The sequence below is a fragment of the Fictibacillus fluitans genome (assembly GCF_030418125.1).
In the GTDB taxonomy this organism is placed as follows: Bacteria; Bacillota; Bacilli; order Bacillales; family Fictibacillaceae; genus Fictibacillus_C; species Fictibacillus_C fluitans.
The window spans coordinates 143,604-159,304 of record NZ_JAUHTR010000009.1 but is presented as its reverse complement, the minus strand read 5'-3'; the positions used below and the strand labels follow the sequence as shown (position 1 = coordinate 159,304).

Here is a 15,701-nt window from a genome sequence, read left to right as displayed (position 1 = left end):
AAATCGTAACGATTACGATATATTTTGAAAAGAGATTTTACGGAGAGGCTGATTATCAATGAAATATCTTAAACTTATTGCGGTGTTATCCATTTTCTCATTCCTGCTTGCTGCCTGTTCCGGACAAAAGGAAACAAGTTCGAATGAAGATTCTAATAAATTAACGGTCAATACAACCATCTTTCCCCTAAAAGATTTTGCAAGTAAAATCGGGGGGAAATATGTCACTGTAAAGAATGTGGTTCCCGCGGGTGTGGAGCCCCACGATTACGAACCAACCATACAAACAATGTCCGAACTGTCAGATGGGGATTTGTTTATCTATAATGGCGCTGGTTTAGAGGGGTTTGCTGATAAAGCCATTGATACGCTTGATCAGGATAAAACCACTGTAATCAAAGCTACACAAGGAATAAAGCTTGAAACAGAACACGCAGAAGGCGAAGAGAGTGATCATGATCACCACCATGGCGATATCGATCCGCATGTTTTCATCGATCCGGTGCATTCTGTAAAAATGGCTGAAAACATCAAGAATGCTCTTGTAAAAAAGGATCCTAAGCATAAAAATGAGTATGAAAAGAACTTTACAGAATTAAAATCAGAGCTCATGAAGCTTGATGAAAATTACAAAACAACGATACAAAACAGTCCTAAAAAAGAGATACTCGTTTCCCATGCAGCATACGGTTATTGGGAAATAAGATACGGGTTAAAGCAAATTCCGATATCCGGTCTTTCCCCTTCCAATGAACCGACACAAAAGCAGCTGCAATCCATTATCGAGCTGTCCAAAACACATGATATTAACTATGTTCTGTTCGAGGACAACGTGAAACCGCGCGTAGCAGATACGGTGAAATCCGAAGTCGGCGCCGAAGCTCTGTCGTTTCACAACCTTGAATCACCGGCCAAAAAAGACAGCGGTAAAGATTATATCAGCCTGATGGAAGGCAATCTGGACATTTTAAAGAAAGCTCTTCAATAAAAAAGAACCCTGGCAGCTTTGCCAGGGTTCTTCCGTTTATAAATTGGACATGAGACGCTTTAAAATCCGCTGGTAATCGTCCCGGTCAATGCCAGGGGCAAACTCTTCGGGCAGTTCCTCAAAATCCGGCACCTTTCCCCCTTCCGGCATGCCGTCAATCACCGTTAACTGCTGCCCGGTTTCAGGGTTCTTCCCTTTCCAGATTTTGCTGATGTCCCGGTACTCCGGTTCACCCCATGTATAAAGCACATTATAGAGTCCCTGGTCCATAAAGGGTTTTGCATAGTCAAACTTGTTGTTATCGAGGCTCGGAACTGGAAGCATCTTTCCTACCTCTACACCGGTCGCCACTTCAATCGCTTTTGCGTAAGCAATGATATGCGTTCCCCCCCGGACGAGGAGGTAGCCGATCATTGTCCGAGCTGTAGGATGATCCGTCATTTCATAGACCCTCATTTTGTGGGTGCGTGCTCCAATTTCGAGCAGGTAGTTATGAAGCAGGTCTGCCACCAGATTTCCGGAGTTTGTGACGTATTCCCCGTTCCAGGGACGGCCCATTCCGTCCCCCGGATAGGCCGCCTGCGCGGTCGTTGTAAAGTGCAGGGAATAGCGTGCGTCCTTTCCATTCTGTAAAGGAGTCATATCCGGGTCGCCCGGAAAAGTGTTGCCGAATGATAACAAATTAATGGCATTTGCCACAAGCTCCACATGGCCAAATTCCTCAGCTGTGATGCTTGCTACCAGATCATAAAACGGTTTAAACTTTTTCTTTCCGCGAAAATTGAACGATTGATACATGTAATTATTGAGGGTCGACATTTCCCCAAACTTGCCGCCCAGCAGCTCCTGAACGGCAGCCGCCCCGTTCATGTCCCCATGCTCCGGCCTTGGAAGCTCAATCGCCAGTTTATTGACCCGCTTCATCATGGTGCTCCACCTCCGCAATATTCCGCTTAATACCCCATTACGAATTATCCGGCGACGTTACTCCGGAACGAGCTGCGGGTTTGGAACCACCCAGATGATTTGCTGGGTTCGGATATAAAACGAATTGCCTCCTGATTCCACCACAATGTGATCCGGCAGCACCTGTTTAAGCGTTCCCCGGACAGAACCCCTTTCCGTTTGAACCACAATGGACTTTCCAACTACCGTCTGAAGGGTTTGAAACACATAGGGATCACTGACCACCCAGTTGATGTTATTCATGCTGACCTCCCCATCACTGCTTTTACGTTTTGCTATATATATTTATTAGCAGGATGGATACAATAGTCTATCTAAAAAAAGGACAGCCTGGAGCGGCTGTCCTCAATTCATTTCATTACTTATCTTTTTTTAAATCTTCAATGGAATCGATATCCATATATTTCGGAACCGTCAGACCAAGCTTTGTACCTTTAAGGTTTGGTCCAAGATCCTCAAACTTGCCTTTGTATTTATCATAATAATCCTTGTGAGTGGTTGGCAGCCAGGCCGCAACCATGGCATCAGCGCTTCCGCCTGCCACTCCGGCAAACATCGGGCCGGCCTCAACTTGCTGAAGTTTTACTTTATACCCTTCTTGTTCAAGTGCTTTGGCGATCACATTCGTACTTGCAATTTCAGACTCCCAGGCTACATAGACAAGGCTGACTTGTTTGCCGTTGCCTTTTGGTGCGCCCTTCGTCCATTTTGCCACTTGCTTTTTATGTGATTTCACCCAATCTTCTGCAGCATCTTCGGGTTTTGCCCCATCCTGGACTTTCACCATCACATCTTCCATATCGGATGATTTCCAGAAGAACTGATCCAGAATTTTGTTGGCGCCTGGATTCTCCTGTTTAAATCCTTTACGTGTCAGTGTATGGATGGACTCACCCTTACCGAACGAACCTTTAGGATCCTTCAGATACTTCAGATCATATTTACTGAACATCCAGTGCGGTGTCCAGCCGGTAACGATAATTGGCTCTTTCTTTTCATACGCCTTTTTCAATTCCGCGGTCATCGCGGCAGAAGAACCTTCTTTCAGCGTCCAATCGTTTTTCAAGCCATAATCCTTCATCGCTTTTTCAGTGGCTTTCATTAAGCCAGCCCCAGGATCAATACCTGTAATTTCGTAATTGACCTGGTCACCGACATTTTTAGAACCTGTTTGGTTCGTACCGGCTGCCTGGCTGAATGCTGTTATGCCATAAGCAATAACAAGAACTGCTGCGAGAACGGAATATACCCATTTCTTGCTGATGATGTTACCAAAAAGCGGTTTACGAAGGTTTTGTGAAACACGGTCTAGAATAATCGCAATGATAACGATGGACAGACCAGCCTCGAAACCTTGTCCTACTTTAATCTGGGTAACTGCCCGGTACACTTCGGCTCCCAGCCCTGGTGCACCTACCAGTGAAGCGATAACCACCATGGATAACGCCAGCATAATGCTTTGGTTGATCCCGGCTAAAATGGTCGGAGCGGCCAGTGGCAGCTGCACTTTGAACAGCTTTTGACCCGTCGTTGAACCAAATGCCTCCGACGCTTCAATGAGGTCGCCAGGTACTTCCCGGATCCCGAGGTTCGTCAGGCGGATCGTAGGCGGTACCGCAAAAATAACGGATGCCAGAATACCAGGCACGACTCCGATTCCGAAAAACAGGATCGAAGGAATCAAGTAAACAAATGCAGGCATCGTCTGCATAAAGTCCAAAATAGGAGTAATGATTTTTTTCGCGGTATCGTTCTGGGATGCCCAGATTCCAAGCGGGATACCGATGATAATCGTCAGAACGACGGATGAGAGCACGAGTGCGATCGTTTGAACCGTCGCATCCCAGTACCCCAGGTTATCGATCAACAATAATCCTATCAAAGAAAAAATGGCTACACCCCACCTGCTCGTATAGAGCGCGAAAAGAGTAATAATCAGGATCAATAAAATAGGAGGACCGATATCAAGCAGCTTAACAAGATTATCAAGCAGCCCTTCAATAAAACCTGTAACAGCACTAAATAGCGGGTCAAATGTGCTCGTAATCCAGTCCACCAAGTGGTCCATCCATAGTGCTAAAGGGATTCTCGGAAAATTCATTCGTCATCCTCCTTTCCGTTCAGCCCATCACGGTTTCCGGCAAGTGCCCCGATGACCGCACCCCGGATAATAATACCTTTCAACCGTTTTTCTTCATCCACGACGGCAAGGGGTATATGAGTGTTTGCCATGGGTTCAAACAAATCGGAAAGCAATGTTTCCTCCGTCACTGTTAATACGTCTTTATACATCACATCTTCAATCGTTTTGCCTTCTTTCACGGCCATTGACGCCGCATCCGCAGTTACTGCTCCAAGCAGGCGCTGCTTGCGGTCTACGATAAAGATGCTGGAATATCCCTGGTCCTTCATGATTTGGAGTGCCACCCGCGGTCCTCTGTCCGGCGAGATCTTCTCTGCGCGTTTCATAACATGTGAAGCGGTAAGTACACGTGATAAGTCCACATCTTCCACAAACCGTTCAACGTATTCATTCGCAGGATTCATCATGATTTCTTCAGGCGTTCCAATTTGAATAATGCTGCCATCCTTCATGAGGGCGATCCGGTCGCCGATTCGAAGAGCTTCATCCAAATCGTGTGTAATAAAAATAATCGTTTTATGCATGGAGTCCTGAATTTCAAGCAGCTCATCCTGCATATCTTTACGGATCAGGGGGTCAAGTGCACTGAACGCTTCATCCATCAGAAGGATATCTGTATCGCTAGCTAATGCTCTTGCCAGTCCAACCCGCTGCTGCATACCTCCGCTCAGCTGGGATGGAAGCTGATTTTCAAACCCTTTCAATCCAACCACTTCAAGAGATTTCATTGCCTTTTCTTTTCGCTCTGCAGCAGAAACATTTTGAATTTCCAAGCCGTATTCTGTGTTTTCAAGCACGGTTTTATGAGGGAAAAGTGCGAAGTTCTGGAAAACCATGGAGATGTTTTTTCGCCGGACCTCTCTTAATTTAGCCGGCGGCATTTTGACAATATCCTGATTATCGATCAAGATTTCACCGCTTGATGGATCAATCAGCCGGTTAAGCATTCGGATTAAGGTTGACTTACCGCTTCCGGACAGCCCCATGACCACGAAGATCTCACCAGGATAGATATCAAACGACGCATTATTTACACCAACCGTACTGCCTGTCTCTTTAAGAATCTCTCTCTTGGAGTGTCCTTTTTTCAGCATCTGTACGGCTGTTTTAGGAGATTTCCCGAAAATTTTCGTTACATTTCTTACACTTACTTTTGCATCCATTCTTTCACCTCTGTATTTTCGACATTTTACGACAGCGTTAACAGCAACTTTTTTATTATATAGAAGTTTCCTTACTGCACCAAATTATGTATTCTAGGTTATAGAAGTATAAGACCAGTCGCTATTAGGAATGCCTTTGATTAGCCATAATATACTTACATATCTTAAGACATCCTCCTAAATACTCTGATATGCTCCTTTACAGCACACCATTTTATCCATATAAATGGAAAATAATGCTGATTCATATATAATGGAAGGAGATAAAGAAGGAGTTTTTTCTTATTTATATACTAAGAATTACGACTATGTCAGAGGAATATGATATGGTAAACATCTAGGTTTTACACCGATCCTGTCAGGTAAGGAGAAACTATGGAAATATTCTCAATGCACATTTTTTCTTACGTTTTAATGTTTTTTTCCATCTTGAATATATTGCTCGCCGCCATCATCGTTTTTAAGGAACGGAGAGATGCCAGTTCCACCTGGGCATGGCTCCTCGTCCTTGTCTTCATTCCTTTAGGCGGCTTCTTTCTGTATCTTATGCTGGGACAAAATTTGAACAGGCACCGGCTCTTCCATTGGGATGACCGCAAGAAGCTGGGACTTGAGAAGATGTTAAAAAGTCAGATGGCTCATATCCGGGAAGGATCCTTTGAATTCAGCAGCGAGCCAGAACGGTCGAGCCAGGATTTAATCTATATGCAGCTTCTAAACAATGAAGCTCCATTTACAAGCGACAATGCCGTTGATATTTATACGACAGGCGGAGAAAAGTTTAAAAACCTTCTTCGTGATATTGATCAGGCTCAGAACCATATTCACCTTCAGTATTACATTATAAAAAAAGACAATCTCGGCCGGAGAATACGTGATGCTCTTATTGAAAAAGCAAAGCAGGGAGTAAAAGTGAGAGTTCTTTATGATGAGCTCGGATCACGGACTCTTCCCAAAAACTTCTTTGCCGATCTTCGCAAAGCCGGCGGGGAAGTGGAAGTCTTTTTCCCAAGTAAATTCGCTTTTATTAACTTTCGTATGAACTACCGCAATCATCGTAAAATTGTCATTATTGATGGGAAAATTGGGTATGTTGGCGGGTTTAATATTGGTGATGAGTATCTCGGCCTCAGCCCGAGATTTGGAAATTGGCGTGATACCCATCTGAGAATTCAAGGGAAAGCGGTTCTTTCCATGCAAACCCGCTTCATTCTTGACTGGAACCAGGCATCCTATGGACACGATATTGATTATGACCCGGTTTTGTATCCCAAGGAGGAAACCAAGGGAACCGTAGGCATGCAGATTGTCACGAGCGGGCCAGAATCAGAGTGGCCGCAGATCAAGGATGGCTATATCAAAATGATTTCGATGGCCAAAAAGTCCATCACCATACAGACCCCATATTTCATCCCTGACGCCAGCCTGCTGGACACGCTGCGCATTGCCTGCCATTCGGGCGTCAACGTGAATATTATGATTCCCAACAAGCCCGATCATCTCTTTGTCTACTGGGCCTCGCTGTCCAATATCGGCGGCTTGCTGAAGGCAGGAGCCAATGTCTTTATTTACGATAACGGCTTTATCCATGCAAAATCCATCGTAGTCGATGATGAGATTTCCTCTGTCGGTACGGCCAATTTCGATATCCGCAGTCTTAAGCTGAATTTTGAGATTAATGCTTTTATCTATAATAAAGATGTCGCCAAACGGCTCATCCATTCTTTCCAGGAAGATGTCAAACTCTCCAGAAGACTCACATGGGAGGAATACCAGAATCGCTCCCGCTCCATCCGGTTCCGGGAATCCATCTCTCGGCTTCTTTCACCGATATTGTAGAAAACAAAAAACCGCCTTGAGGGCGGTTTTTTTGCTAGCTGTCTCTCTCTTCGGTAAACCGCCTAGCGGTTTTCTATTTTGGATGCTTCTCGACGTAAACCGCCTAGCGGTTTTCTATTTTGGATGCTTCTCGACGTAAACCGCCTAGCGGTTTTTTATCTCTGTTTACTTGTGTTCACTCTTCAGCCACTTGGCAACAAGCCTCGCGTCTCCACCGGTTAATATCCCTGCAGGCATTCCGTTTCTTCCTTTCAGAATGACGCTCATGATCTCTTTTTCGGAATATTTATTTCCGATGTTCTTTAGAGACGGACCTGTTCCCCCTTCCAAATTGTTACCGTGGCAAGATGCACAGTTTTGCTTATACACACTCTCAGCGGCTTCCATATTTTGTCCTTCGTGATATTTCTTCTTTTCGTCTGCATTGTTGGACGAGCAAGCGGTGAGAAGAAGCATCGCCAAACTGAACATCGCGAGTTTCTTTTTCATGGGGTTATCTCTCCTTTTATATTCTGTGGCCGGCTACAAAGGAAAGGAATTCCCTTTGCTTTCGGTGGTCGTACTTACTGAGCGCATAGGTGTTGGCTTCGGGAAGCGGGATAGAGGGGCAGTCCACCTCCAGCATCCGTCCCTCCAGCAATTCCCTCCTGACGGTCGATGCAGGCAAAAAAGAAACACCAAGCCCTTCCACGATAAATCTTTTTGTAATATGCACCTGTGATACTCTCATCATTCGCACGCCCGGATACCGGGTTTTGATGCTTTTAGTTAACGCTCCCCAATACCCTGGATGATTATGTGTCAGCAGATAGTTAGATTCCAGCACTTCTTTTTCATCCAGCGAAGGTGCAGATTCCAGGTCCCTTCCATCATGGGCGCAAACAAACATTACCCTGTCTTTATAGAGAAGATCACAGATCAGATCGGGATTGGCAGTGGGCAGGCATGACAGGCCGATATCTACCTCTTCATTCAGAACGGCTTGTTCAATTTGCTCAGACTCTATAATTTTAACCTCAATTTCGGTTTCCGGGTGTTGATTTAAGTAACGTTTTAGCACAAATGGCAAAATCGTATCGGCAATAAGCGGTGAAATGGCCAAAATCAGCTTGCTGCTGTAGCCCTGGCTGAAGGAAGCCATATCTTCCAATCCGTTTTCGTAATGAGCAATCAATTTTTTTGCATGATCAAGATATCGTTTTCCCTCTTCCGTCAGTTTAACTTTCTTTCCCTCCCGGTGAAAGAGTAACGCCCCGATCTCTTTTTCAAGCTGTTTAATGTGGACAGTGACTGACGGCTGAGATATGTAAAGCAGCTCGGCCGTTTTTCTAAAATTCCTTGTTTCCGCCGCGGTTATGAACGTATAAAGCCAGTTAAACTCCATGGATTTCTCCTTATTAATGATCTTAATCAATTTGTTTAAAAATGTTTAATTTTCCTAATTATATATCCATCATACAATAGAAGCAAAGATGAACAGGAGGAGAGGAAAAATGAATACAGCCAAAGGATTAAAAGGGGTAGTTGCTGTGGAGACTTCCATCAGTTCTGTAGATGGAAAGAATGGAATTCTCTTATACAGAGGTCTCGATATATGCGAAGTGATGAAAAAGGCTTCCTTTGAAAAGGCCGCGTATTTTTTATGGTACGGAAAATGGCCGGATGATTACGAATTGACCACCATAAAAAATGAGCTGAGCCAACATCGCATGCTTTCTTCAGAAATGAAGCAACTCATTGACGGCCTTCGGAAAAACATGGACATGATGAGCGTCATCCGGACAGCTGTCTCTTCTGAAGGCACCATGGATTACAGCTGGAAGCCGACGATCGGACAGGCCATTCGATTGACCGCCCAGGTGCCTTCAATCATTGCTTACCGCAAACGAACATTAGAAGGGAAAGCTCCGGTATCTCCTGATCCCGCCTTGAACCATGTTGAAAATTACCTCTGCATGCTCTATGGTTCTGTTCCTTCAAAAGCCCATGCCAATGCGCTCGAAGCGTATATGATTCTGACACTCGAACACGGAATGAACGCTTCCACATTCTCTGCACGGGTGACGGCTTCCACCGAATCGGACCTGGTGTCTGCAGCCACATCCGCCATTGGAACAATGAAAGGGCCGCTTCATGGCGGAGCACCATCGGGCGTCATCGATCTTCTTCATGAGATTTCAGAGGCAACCCATATCGAGAAGGTGCTCAGAGGAAAATTATCAAAAGGAGAAAAACTGATGGGATTTGGCCATCGCGTGTATAAAACACTTGATCCGCGGGCCATTGCCCTAAAAGAACGATTGCTGCAAACCGCGGGTGAAGATCCATGGCTTGACCTGGCTTTGGAAACCGAGCGCATAGCAGTTGAACTGCTGAAGGAATACAAGCCGGGCCGGGCTTTATACACCAATGTGGAGTTTTATGCCGCCGCCATCATGAAAGCCATCCAAATGGAACCTGAACTGTTCACCCCCACGTTTACTGCCAGCCGGATGGTCGGATGGACCGCACATGTGCTTGAGCAGTCCGAAGACAACACCATCTTCCGACCCGAGTCTGTATATATAGGGCCAGATCACAGTGTCGCAGGAAAAATTTAAAAAACAAAAAAACACTTTCGCTGCGATGGAAAGTGTTTTTTATATCCCCTCTTTTATACTCCTGAATTCACTTGGCGAGCAGTTCAGGTTGGTTCGGAAGACTTTATAGAAGTTTGACGTGCTCTGAAAGCCTGCCTCATAGCAGACTTCAAGGTTGGTCATGCTGGTGTTCGCAAGCAGGTGAACCGCTTTATCAAGCCTGACCTTTTCCAAATAAGTCCGGGGCGTTTCACCTGTCAACTCCTTAAATTGGCGCTCCAGGTAAAACGGGCTGACACCGGCATGCTGGGCAATGTCCTGTAATGTGAGGGGTTCTTTAAAGTGGTCGACAAGAAAGCCTTTCACCCTGGTGATAAGCTCAGTCTGAGGAGAGAGCCCGGCATCCGGCTGGCATCTTTTGCATGCACGAAACCCCGCTTCCATTGCTTCAACCCTTGTCTCATAGAATTCGACGTTAACCTTTTTCGGTTTCCTTGAGCGGCAAGAAGGGCGGCAATAAATTTTTGTCGTTTTCACAGCTGTATAAAATAACCCATCATAAGAGCTGTCACACGCCATAATTTTTTCCCACATTTCATTAAATGACAGACTGGCCATCCCTTTCGCCCCCTTTTCCTCTTATTGTAAAGCTTTGCTTTTTTCGAGTTCAAGAAGAAACTGTTTCCTGTCCAATCCCCCGGCATATCCCCTCAGGTCCCCATTATCCCCGATCACCCGGTGGCAAGGAATAAGGATACAGACACGGTTCTTTCCGTTCGCATTCGCAACCGCACGTACGGCTGTGGGACGTCCGAGATGATCTGCCTGCCCTTTATAGCTTCTGGTAGTGCCATAAGGAATCTCCTTCAAAGCATCCCAGGCTTTGAGCTGAAAATCGGTTCCAATCCTCGCGACAGGTACAGTAAACCGTTGGAGGCCGCCTGTAAAGTATTCCCCCAGCTCTTCTCCCAGCTGCCTGCTTAATGCGGTGGCCCGTTTTTTGAGATTGGCTTTGAATTTCTTCTTTAGATAAAGAAGCTCGGTTTCAAGCGCACGGCGGTCCATAAACTCCAGCAGACAGCATTCCCCTTCATAAAAACAGGCGATAAGCACTCCGACCGGCGTCCAGTACCTTTGATACGTAATAGTACGTGTATGATCAAGATCCTGGTTGTTTTCACTTTTTAGCAGATGGTTCACGCGCTTCACATACATGTACTTCTGCAGGTCACCGTCATGCTGCTGTTCAAACCACCTTCTTGCTGCGAGATACGCAGAATCTCCGGGAGAAACCTGCTTTAAATATTTTTCCGGGTGGTCCGCTTTTTCGATCAGCCCGGTGAACGTTTCAACCTCATCACGATCCGTTCCGCAGGTAAGAGGATGGCAAACCTTGCATTCCCGAAAGCCAAAAGCGATAAGATCAAAAAGCCTCCTGGAAAAGACCGTATTTTCCTTTTGCGGGGGGCCGGCACTGCACCCGAAACGGCAGGCAATCCCTGTCGTTGTGACACCGGTATAATACCCCGCTTCCTCCTTTTTCAGCAGCCTTTCATACAAGACTTCATGCTTTGAATCACGGGGTTCAATAAACTCATACCGCTCCTGGACTTTCGTGTTCATTCAGCCATCCACCTCTTCCTTTATTCTGTTCTTATTCTAACAGTCTCTTACCCCAAAAAGCGTCCTCATTCTTGCTCTTATGGTCCGTGTTAATCGATGATCTCCGGATTAGCATGGATGATGGCTTCTGCTGTATCCCAGACAACAGGCAAAAAATCGAGAACTTGTTGAGATTTCTGTGTAATTGCGGAGTTCGATGATAGTTCAAGCTCGTCCAGTAACTCGTGAAAGGCAGGAAGAAGTGAAGCGTGCAGATCAGGGCTGGCATCAGCTGCCAAAATGGTATGGCAGCGGGTGAAGGTTGCCGCAATCCAGAATACGGCTTCCCTGTGTAATCCTCTACTGATCAGGTGCCTGCTCCCTTCGATAACGATCGGCCTGCTGTCCACGGAAATATCCGTACTGAAAAAGATGGGCGTCTTGGAGACGTTAACCGTGGCATCAAACGTTTTTTCCAGCTGGGTCAAATGATATTCCACTCGCTCTGGTGTGAAATGGCTGTATCCTGACAGATTGAGCAGTTCCTCATAAATTCCATGAAAACCATAATGTTCGAGTACCTCTTTCGCTTTGGCAAAACGAAGCCGGATGGTCGGGTTGCGCAGAGCAGCTACCAAAAGAATGTGGGTCGTTACCCCTGAAGGAAAAAGAAATCCCATCACCTGTTCATGAAGCGGCGCTTCGGAACGGATGGAAGCCAAGCCATTTCCGACTCGTTTTCCCGCGTCCCCGCATCGTTTAAGCACCCACCTTTTTTGAGCAAACTGCGCAGAAACAACTTGATGCAAGTGTTTCAGGACACTATCAGGGTCATAGATGATGGTATCAACCCGGAAGCTCCCCGCCAGATGATAGGAAGAGAGGACCTTTTCAGGCGAAGAAAGCTCTCCCTGAGAAAGATATGTTACTTCCAGCAGTGTCCCTCTATAAACGAACTTTCCGAGTTTCATAGGCGGATCCTGAAGTGAAATCACCAAAACAATGTCTACATCCGAACCCACCGGCAGTTCTTCGTCATCACTCTTTTCAATGGTGGAACCGCTAAAATAGGCGCCAAGCACCCATTCATTTGACTCCGCAAAATTCCTGGCCCAGTCTGCGCCATTTTTCTTTGCTTCACCAATCTTCATCCTTCTCACCTCTTTTATTGGATTAAAAAAGGGAAGCTGGAGTTGTCTGTCTCCTGCTTCCCTCATGTTGTGGATTAATGCAAATATGGAATGGGATTAACCGCATTGGATTTCGCGTAATTCCATTGTCCTTTATGAAGTTCGAAATGTAAATGCTGACCTGTGGAATGACCTGTATTGCCCATTGTTCCGAGTCGTTGTCCCTGTTTTATGCTTTGTCCCGTACTGACCATACGCTCGCTCATATGTGCATAAACGGTAGTGTACAGCTGTCCGTCAATGTAGGAGGAAACAAATACACAATTTCCGTAGGAAGACGACAGGTACGACCGGGCTACCGTTCCATCTGCTGCTGCTACAATCGGATTCGATGCTCCTCCTGCTGCAACATCTATACCCGGGTGGAAGTCACTTCCGCCAAAGCGTGTTCCATACGGAGAGGATACATAGCCTTTGGTTGGCCAGATAAAGTTAGCCGATACACTTGGCGTGCTTTGTTTCGGAGTAGGCGCAGGTGCCGGTGCCTGACGGTTTTCCTTTTCAGCCGCACGTTTTTCTGCTGCCTGTTGCTGAGCAGCCTTTTCTGCTGCTGCTTTACGTGCTGCTTCTTCCCGCTTGCGCTGTTCCGCTTCACGCTTGGCTCTTGCGATTTCTTCTTTAATCGCTTTTTCCTGAGCAGAAAGAATTTCGTTTTTCTCTTCAATGCTTGTCACATCTTCATGAAGATGTGTCTCTTTTTTCTTTAAGGATGCAGACAATCTGTTTTTCGCCTCTTTTTGGGCTTTCAGTTTGTCATTTAGTCCATTAAGTTCCTGAAGCTTCGAGTTCAAAGAATCCAGCTTTTGTTCCACATTCTGTTTCTTTTCTTCTACTTGAGCTTTATCCCGCCTCTGCTCTTCAAGAAGAGCTTTATCCGATTCAGCGATCAGGTTTAGTGAGATCAAGCGGTCGAGAAAATCGCCAAAGTTTTGTGAACCCAAAACGACTTCCAGATATTTAACAGCGCCACCGCTTTCGTACATGGAGCGTACACGCTCTTTCAAAAGCGCATCCCGCTCTACAATCCGCTTTTGAATCTTGGCAATCTGATCTTTCAAACTATCTATCTCTTTTTTCGTATCATCAATTTCTGTTTTCTTTGTCTGGATGTCTTTCTTTGTTTGCTCCAGATTGGACTCGATCTTTTCCAGCTCTTTAAGTACCTGGTCCTGCTGTCCTTGAACTTCTTTAATTTCCGAATTCTTTTTCTGCTTCTTTGCTTCATTTTCGGCTTGTTTCTTATGTATATCACTCAAGCTTTGTGCATTGGCAGAAGTGTATGAAAAAACCCCGAACCCAATGCTAAGTGATAAAAAAGCCTTTAAAAATCTTTGTTTCAATTACTTTTCCTCCTTAACCTTACTCCGACAACCCTCTGTAATTCCCATCCGTAATTATATCATTAACAAACTGAACTTTTTGGACAGTTATATTACATCTGTATTTCAAATTGTTACAAAGAATGCGGTTATAGGACATAAAATGTTAATTTTCGGGAGTTATTTACAGGATTAACGGAAAAAAGAAGTCACCTGTTGGCGACTTCTTTCAATCTCTTAATAAATATATGTCGGGGCCTGATATTCCCCTTATACAATATTACTTTGTACTCTATCTTTTAAGAATACTAGCAGTACTTCATTAAATTCCTTCGCATGTGTTGCATTGAAACCGTGCGGGGCGCCCTCTATTAAAGCAACCCTGGAATCTGGAATGGCTTCATGGGTCCGCTTCCCGCTATATTCAAATGGCACAATGGCATCCGAATCACCATGAATCACAAGGACAGGTATATTAACCTTGGCTAAATCCTCTCTGAAATCCGTTTTACTAAAAGCCCCTATACATTCCAGTGTTCCTTTAGGAGATGCTCCAGCAGCGATATTCATATTGTAAAGGCGAAATGCTTCACTGACTAAGCCGGTTTGATGTCCAGCAGCAAAAAAGTTTTTCGTAAATTCATCAAGGAAAGCCAGGCGGTCATTTTTCACTCCATTTTCAAATTCCTGAATGGCGGCATCATCCAATACTCCCTCGGGATGATCTTCAGATTTATAAAGAAATGGCGGTACAGCTCCTGCGAACACGGCTTTTTCCAATCTGTTTGTTCCATGGTTTCCAATATAGCGGGCTACTTCTCCGCCGCCCATTGAAAACCCGACCAGTGTCACATTTTGGAGATCTAAGTGTTCCAGCAGCATATGTAGATCATTGGCAAATGTGTCATAATCGTAACCGGTCCATGGCTGAGAGGATTTTCCGAATCCCCGGCGGTCATACGTTATCACTCTGTACCCAGCCTCAACGAGAACAGGGATTTGGTATTCCCAGGATCGTCCGCTTAACGGCCAGCCGTGAATCAATACAACCGGTTTTCCGGTACCATAATCCTCATAATATAGTTCAATCGGTGCTTCATTTTCTGTTCCTACCGTAATTTTCGCCATTCCTCCACCTCCAATTTATTCATGAAAAGTCCGCTTTAGACAGTCTGCTTACTGTCGTTCTGAGCTCCTCTATAACTTCCCATTAAGTTTTGATAACCAGGAAGATGACTGGAAATTAAAGCAGCAAAACCTTCCACATCGTTGCGCCAATCGCGCTGAAGTTCGCATGCGACGCTAAACCAGTTCATAAGCTGTACACCGCCATGGGCCATACGTGTTAGTGATGCCTCTGCTACTTGTTTATTAAATGTTCCGGAAGCATCGGTAACAGCAAATACTTCAAAGCCGGCATTTATTGCAGAAAGCGCCGGAAAAGCAACACAAACATCAGTAACTACACCAGCGATGATCAGTTGTTTTTTTCCAGTCGCTTCAATCGCTTTGACAAAGTCTTCATTATCCCATGCATTGATCTGTCCGGGACGGGCTACTCTGGGCGCATCAGGAAAAAGGTCAACCAATTCTTGCATTAGCGGGCCATTAGGTCCATTTTCAAAACTGGTTGTTAGAATAACCGGTAAATCAAAGAACTTGGCAGTATCAGCAAGAGCCAATACATTATTCTTAAACTCATCCACACCATAATCACGCACAAGCCCGGAAATAAGCCCCGTTTGATGATCCACCAGAAGCACTGCAGCATCATCCTTGGAAATACGAGTATAAAGATCAGACATTTTATAACCCTCCTAAAATTAGAATTTAAATAATTTTTGGATTTCTAAATACGTTTATGAAAAGAAAGCTATTTTTCTGAGGTGAGTTTTAATGCGGTTATTCTGTT

The 15,701-nt window shown here is 45.2% G+C and carries 15 protein-coding genes; 3 read left to right on the top strand and 12 right to left on the bottom strand.

Annotated elements, in window-relative coordinates:
• Positions 1-58 precede the first annotated feature (58 nt).
• Positions 59-988, top strand: a complete 930-nt coding sequence (locus QYB97_RS16950) for a metal ABC transporter solute-binding protein, Zn/Mn family (protein ID WP_301167201.1) — start codon at positions 59-61, stop codon at positions 986-988.
• Between the two features lie 36 nt (positions 989-1,024).
• Here the strand turns inward: QYB97_RS16950 and QYB97_RS16945 are convergent, their stop codons facing one another.
• The 4 genes from QYB97_RS16945 to QYB97_RS16930 form a co-directional block, all read right to left on the bottom strand.
• A complete protein-coding gene (locus QYB97_RS16945) occupies positions 1,025-1,915 on the bottom strand; it encodes a manganese catalase family protein (protein ID WP_289478206.1) in 891 nt (296 codons plus the stop codon).
• 57 nt (positions 1,916-1,972) lie between these two features.
• Positions 1,973-2,197 carry a YuzF family protein gene (locus QYB97_RS16940; protein ID WP_301167200.1) on the bottom strand — a complete coding sequence of 75 codons (225 nt, stop codon included), beginning with the start codon at positions 2,195-2,197 and terminating at the stop codon, positions 1,973-1,975.
• A gap of 115 nt (positions 2,198-2,312) precedes the next feature.
• Positions 2,313-4,055: a glycine betaine ABC transporter substrate-binding protein gene (locus QYB97_RS16935; protein ID WP_301167199.1), complete on the bottom strand. Its 1,743-nt coding sequence runs from the start codon at positions 4,053-4,055 to the stop codon at positions 2,313-2,315.
• Positions 4,052-5,260, bottom strand: a complete 1,209-nt coding sequence (locus tag QYB97_RS16930) for a quaternary amine ABC transporter ATP-binding protein (RefSeq protein ID WP_301167198.1) — start codon at positions 5,258-5,260, stop codon at positions 4,052-4,054. The genes QYB97_RS16935 and QYB97_RS16930 overlap by 4 nt, the downstream gene beginning before the upstream one ends.
• A 390-nt stretch (positions 5,261-5,650) precedes the next feature.
• On the opposite strand from QYB97_RS16930, the gene cls reads away from it, so the two are divergent.
• On the top strand, positions 5,651-7,099 hold the full coding sequence (gene cls / locus QYB97_RS16925; protein WP_301167251.1) for a cardiolipin synthase: 1,449 nt from the start codon (positions 5,651-5,653) through the stop codon (positions 7,097-7,099).
• A gap of 165 nt (positions 7,100-7,264) precedes the next feature.
• On the opposite strand, the gene cccB is transcribed toward cls, so the two are convergent.
• Positions 7,265-7,588, bottom strand: coding sequence for a cytochrome c551 (gene cccB, locus QYB97_RS16920; protein WP_301167197.1), 324 nt, complete (start codon positions 7,586-7,588; stop codon positions 7,265-7,267).
• Positions 7,589-7,604: 16 nt separating this feature from the next.
• On the bottom strand, positions 7,605-8,483 hold the full coding sequence (locus tag QYB97_RS16915; protein WP_301167196.1) for a LysR family transcriptional regulator: 879 nt from the start codon (positions 8,481-8,483) through the stop codon (positions 7,605-7,607).
• A 109-nt stretch (positions 8,484-8,592) separates the two neighbouring features.
• Between QYB97_RS16915 and QYB97_RS16910 the strand changes: the two genes are divergently transcribed.
• Positions 8,593-9,699, top strand: a complete 1,107-nt coding sequence (locus QYB97_RS16910; RefSeq protein WP_301167195.1) for a citrate synthase/methylcitrate synthase — start codon at positions 8,593-8,595, stop codon at positions 9,697-9,699.
• A 39-nt stretch (positions 9,700-9,738) separates the two neighbouring features.
• On the opposite strand, the gene QYB97_RS16905 is transcribed toward QYB97_RS16910, so the two are convergent.
• From QYB97_RS16905 to ycaC, 6 genes are all read right to left on the bottom strand, one after another.
• Entirely contained in the window at positions 9,739-10,296 is a 558-nt protein-coding gene (locus QYB97_RS16905; RefSeq protein WP_301167194.1) for a bifunctional transcriptional activator/DNA repair enzyme AdaA, read from the bottom strand.
• Between the two features lie 21 nt (positions 10,297-10,317).
• Positions 10,318-11,301, bottom strand: coding sequence for a methylated-DNA--[protein]-cysteine S-methyltransferase (locus QYB97_RS16900; RefSeq protein WP_301167193.1), 984 nt, complete (start codon positions 11,299-11,301; stop codon positions 10,318-10,320).
• 89 nt (positions 11,302-11,390) lie between these two features.
• Entirely contained in the window at positions 11,391-12,431 is a 1,041-nt protein-coding gene (locus QYB97_RS16895) for a hypothetical protein (protein WP_301167192.1), read from the bottom strand.
• 74 nt (positions 12,432-12,505) lie between these two features.
• Complete coding sequence (locus QYB97_RS16890) at positions 12,506-13,810, bottom strand: murein hydrolase activator EnvC family protein (protein WP_301167191.1); 1,305 nt, start codon at positions 13,808-13,810, stop codon at positions 12,506-12,508.
• A 249-nt stretch (positions 13,811-14,059) separates the two neighbouring features.
• Positions 14,060-14,917 carry an alpha/beta fold hydrolase gene (locus tag QYB97_RS16885; protein WP_301167190.1) on the bottom strand — a complete coding sequence of 286 codons (858 nt, stop codon included), beginning with the start codon at positions 14,915-14,917 and terminating at the stop codon, positions 14,060-14,062.
• A 35-nt stretch (positions 14,918-14,952) separates the two neighbouring features.
• Positions 14,953-15,594: an isochorismate family cysteine hydrolase YcaC gene (gene ycaC, locus QYB97_RS16880; protein ID WP_301167189.1), complete on the bottom strand. Its 642-nt coding sequence runs from the start codon at positions 15,592-15,594 to the stop codon at positions 14,953-14,955.
• Positions 15,595-15,701: the final 107 nt, after the last annotated feature.

Bases quoted from the DNA above. Each gene is read 5' to 3' on its own strand.
- cls (WP_301167251.1), top strand. From the start codon at position 5,651: ATGCACATTTTTTCTTACGTTTTAATGTTTTTTTCCATCTTGAATATA.
- QYB97_RS16910 (WP_301167195.1), top strand. From the start codon at position 8,593: ATGAATACAGCCAAAGGATTAAAAGGGGTAGTTGCTGTGGAGACTTCC.
- cccB (WP_301167197.1), bottom strand. From the start codon at position 7,588: ATGAAAAAGAAACTCGCGATGTTCAGTTTGGCGATGCTTCTTCTCACC.
- QYB97_RS16885 (WP_301167190.1), bottom strand. From the start codon at position 14,917: ATGGCGAAAATTACGGTAGGAACAGAAAATGAAGCACCGATTGAACTA.
- QYB97_RS16940 (WP_301167200.1), bottom strand. From the start codon at position 2,197: ATGAATAACATCAACTGGGTGGTCAGTGATCCCTATGTGTTTCAAACC.
- QYB97_RS16930 (WP_301167198.1), bottom strand. From the start codon at position 5,260: ATGGATGCAAAAGTAAGTGTAAGAAATGTAACGAAAATTTTCGGGAAA.
- QYB97_RS16905 (WP_301167194.1), bottom strand. From the start codon at position 10,296: ATGGCCAGTCTGTCATTTAATGAAATGTGGGAAAAAATTATGGCGTGT.
- QYB97_RS16915 (WP_301167196.1), bottom strand. From the start codon at position 8,483: ATGGAGTTTAACTGGCTTTATACGTTCATAACCGCGGCGGAAACAAGG.
- QYB97_RS16895 (WP_301167192.1), bottom strand. From the start codon at position 12,431: ATGAAGATTGGTGAAGCAAAGAAAAATGGCGCAGACTGGGCCAGGAAT.
- QYB97_RS16935 (WP_301167199.1), bottom strand. From the start codon at position 4,055: ATGAATTTTCCGAGAATCCCTTTAGCACTATGGATGGACCACTTGGTG.
- ycaC (WP_301167189.1), bottom strand. From the start codon at position 15,594: ATGTCTGATCTTTATACTCGTATTTCCAAGGATGATGCTGCAGTGCTT.
- QYB97_RS16900 (WP_301167193.1), bottom strand. From the start codon at position 11,301: ATGAACACGAAAGTCCAGGAGCGGTATGAGTTTATTGAACCCCGTGAT.
- QYB97_RS16945 (WP_289478206.1), bottom strand. From the start codon at position 1,915: ATGATGAAGCGGGTCAATAAACTGGCGATTGAGCTTCCAAGGCCGGAG.
- QYB97_RS16950 (WP_301167201.1), top strand. From the start codon at position 59: ATGAAATATCTTAAACTTATTGCGGTGTTATCCATTTTCTCATTCCTG.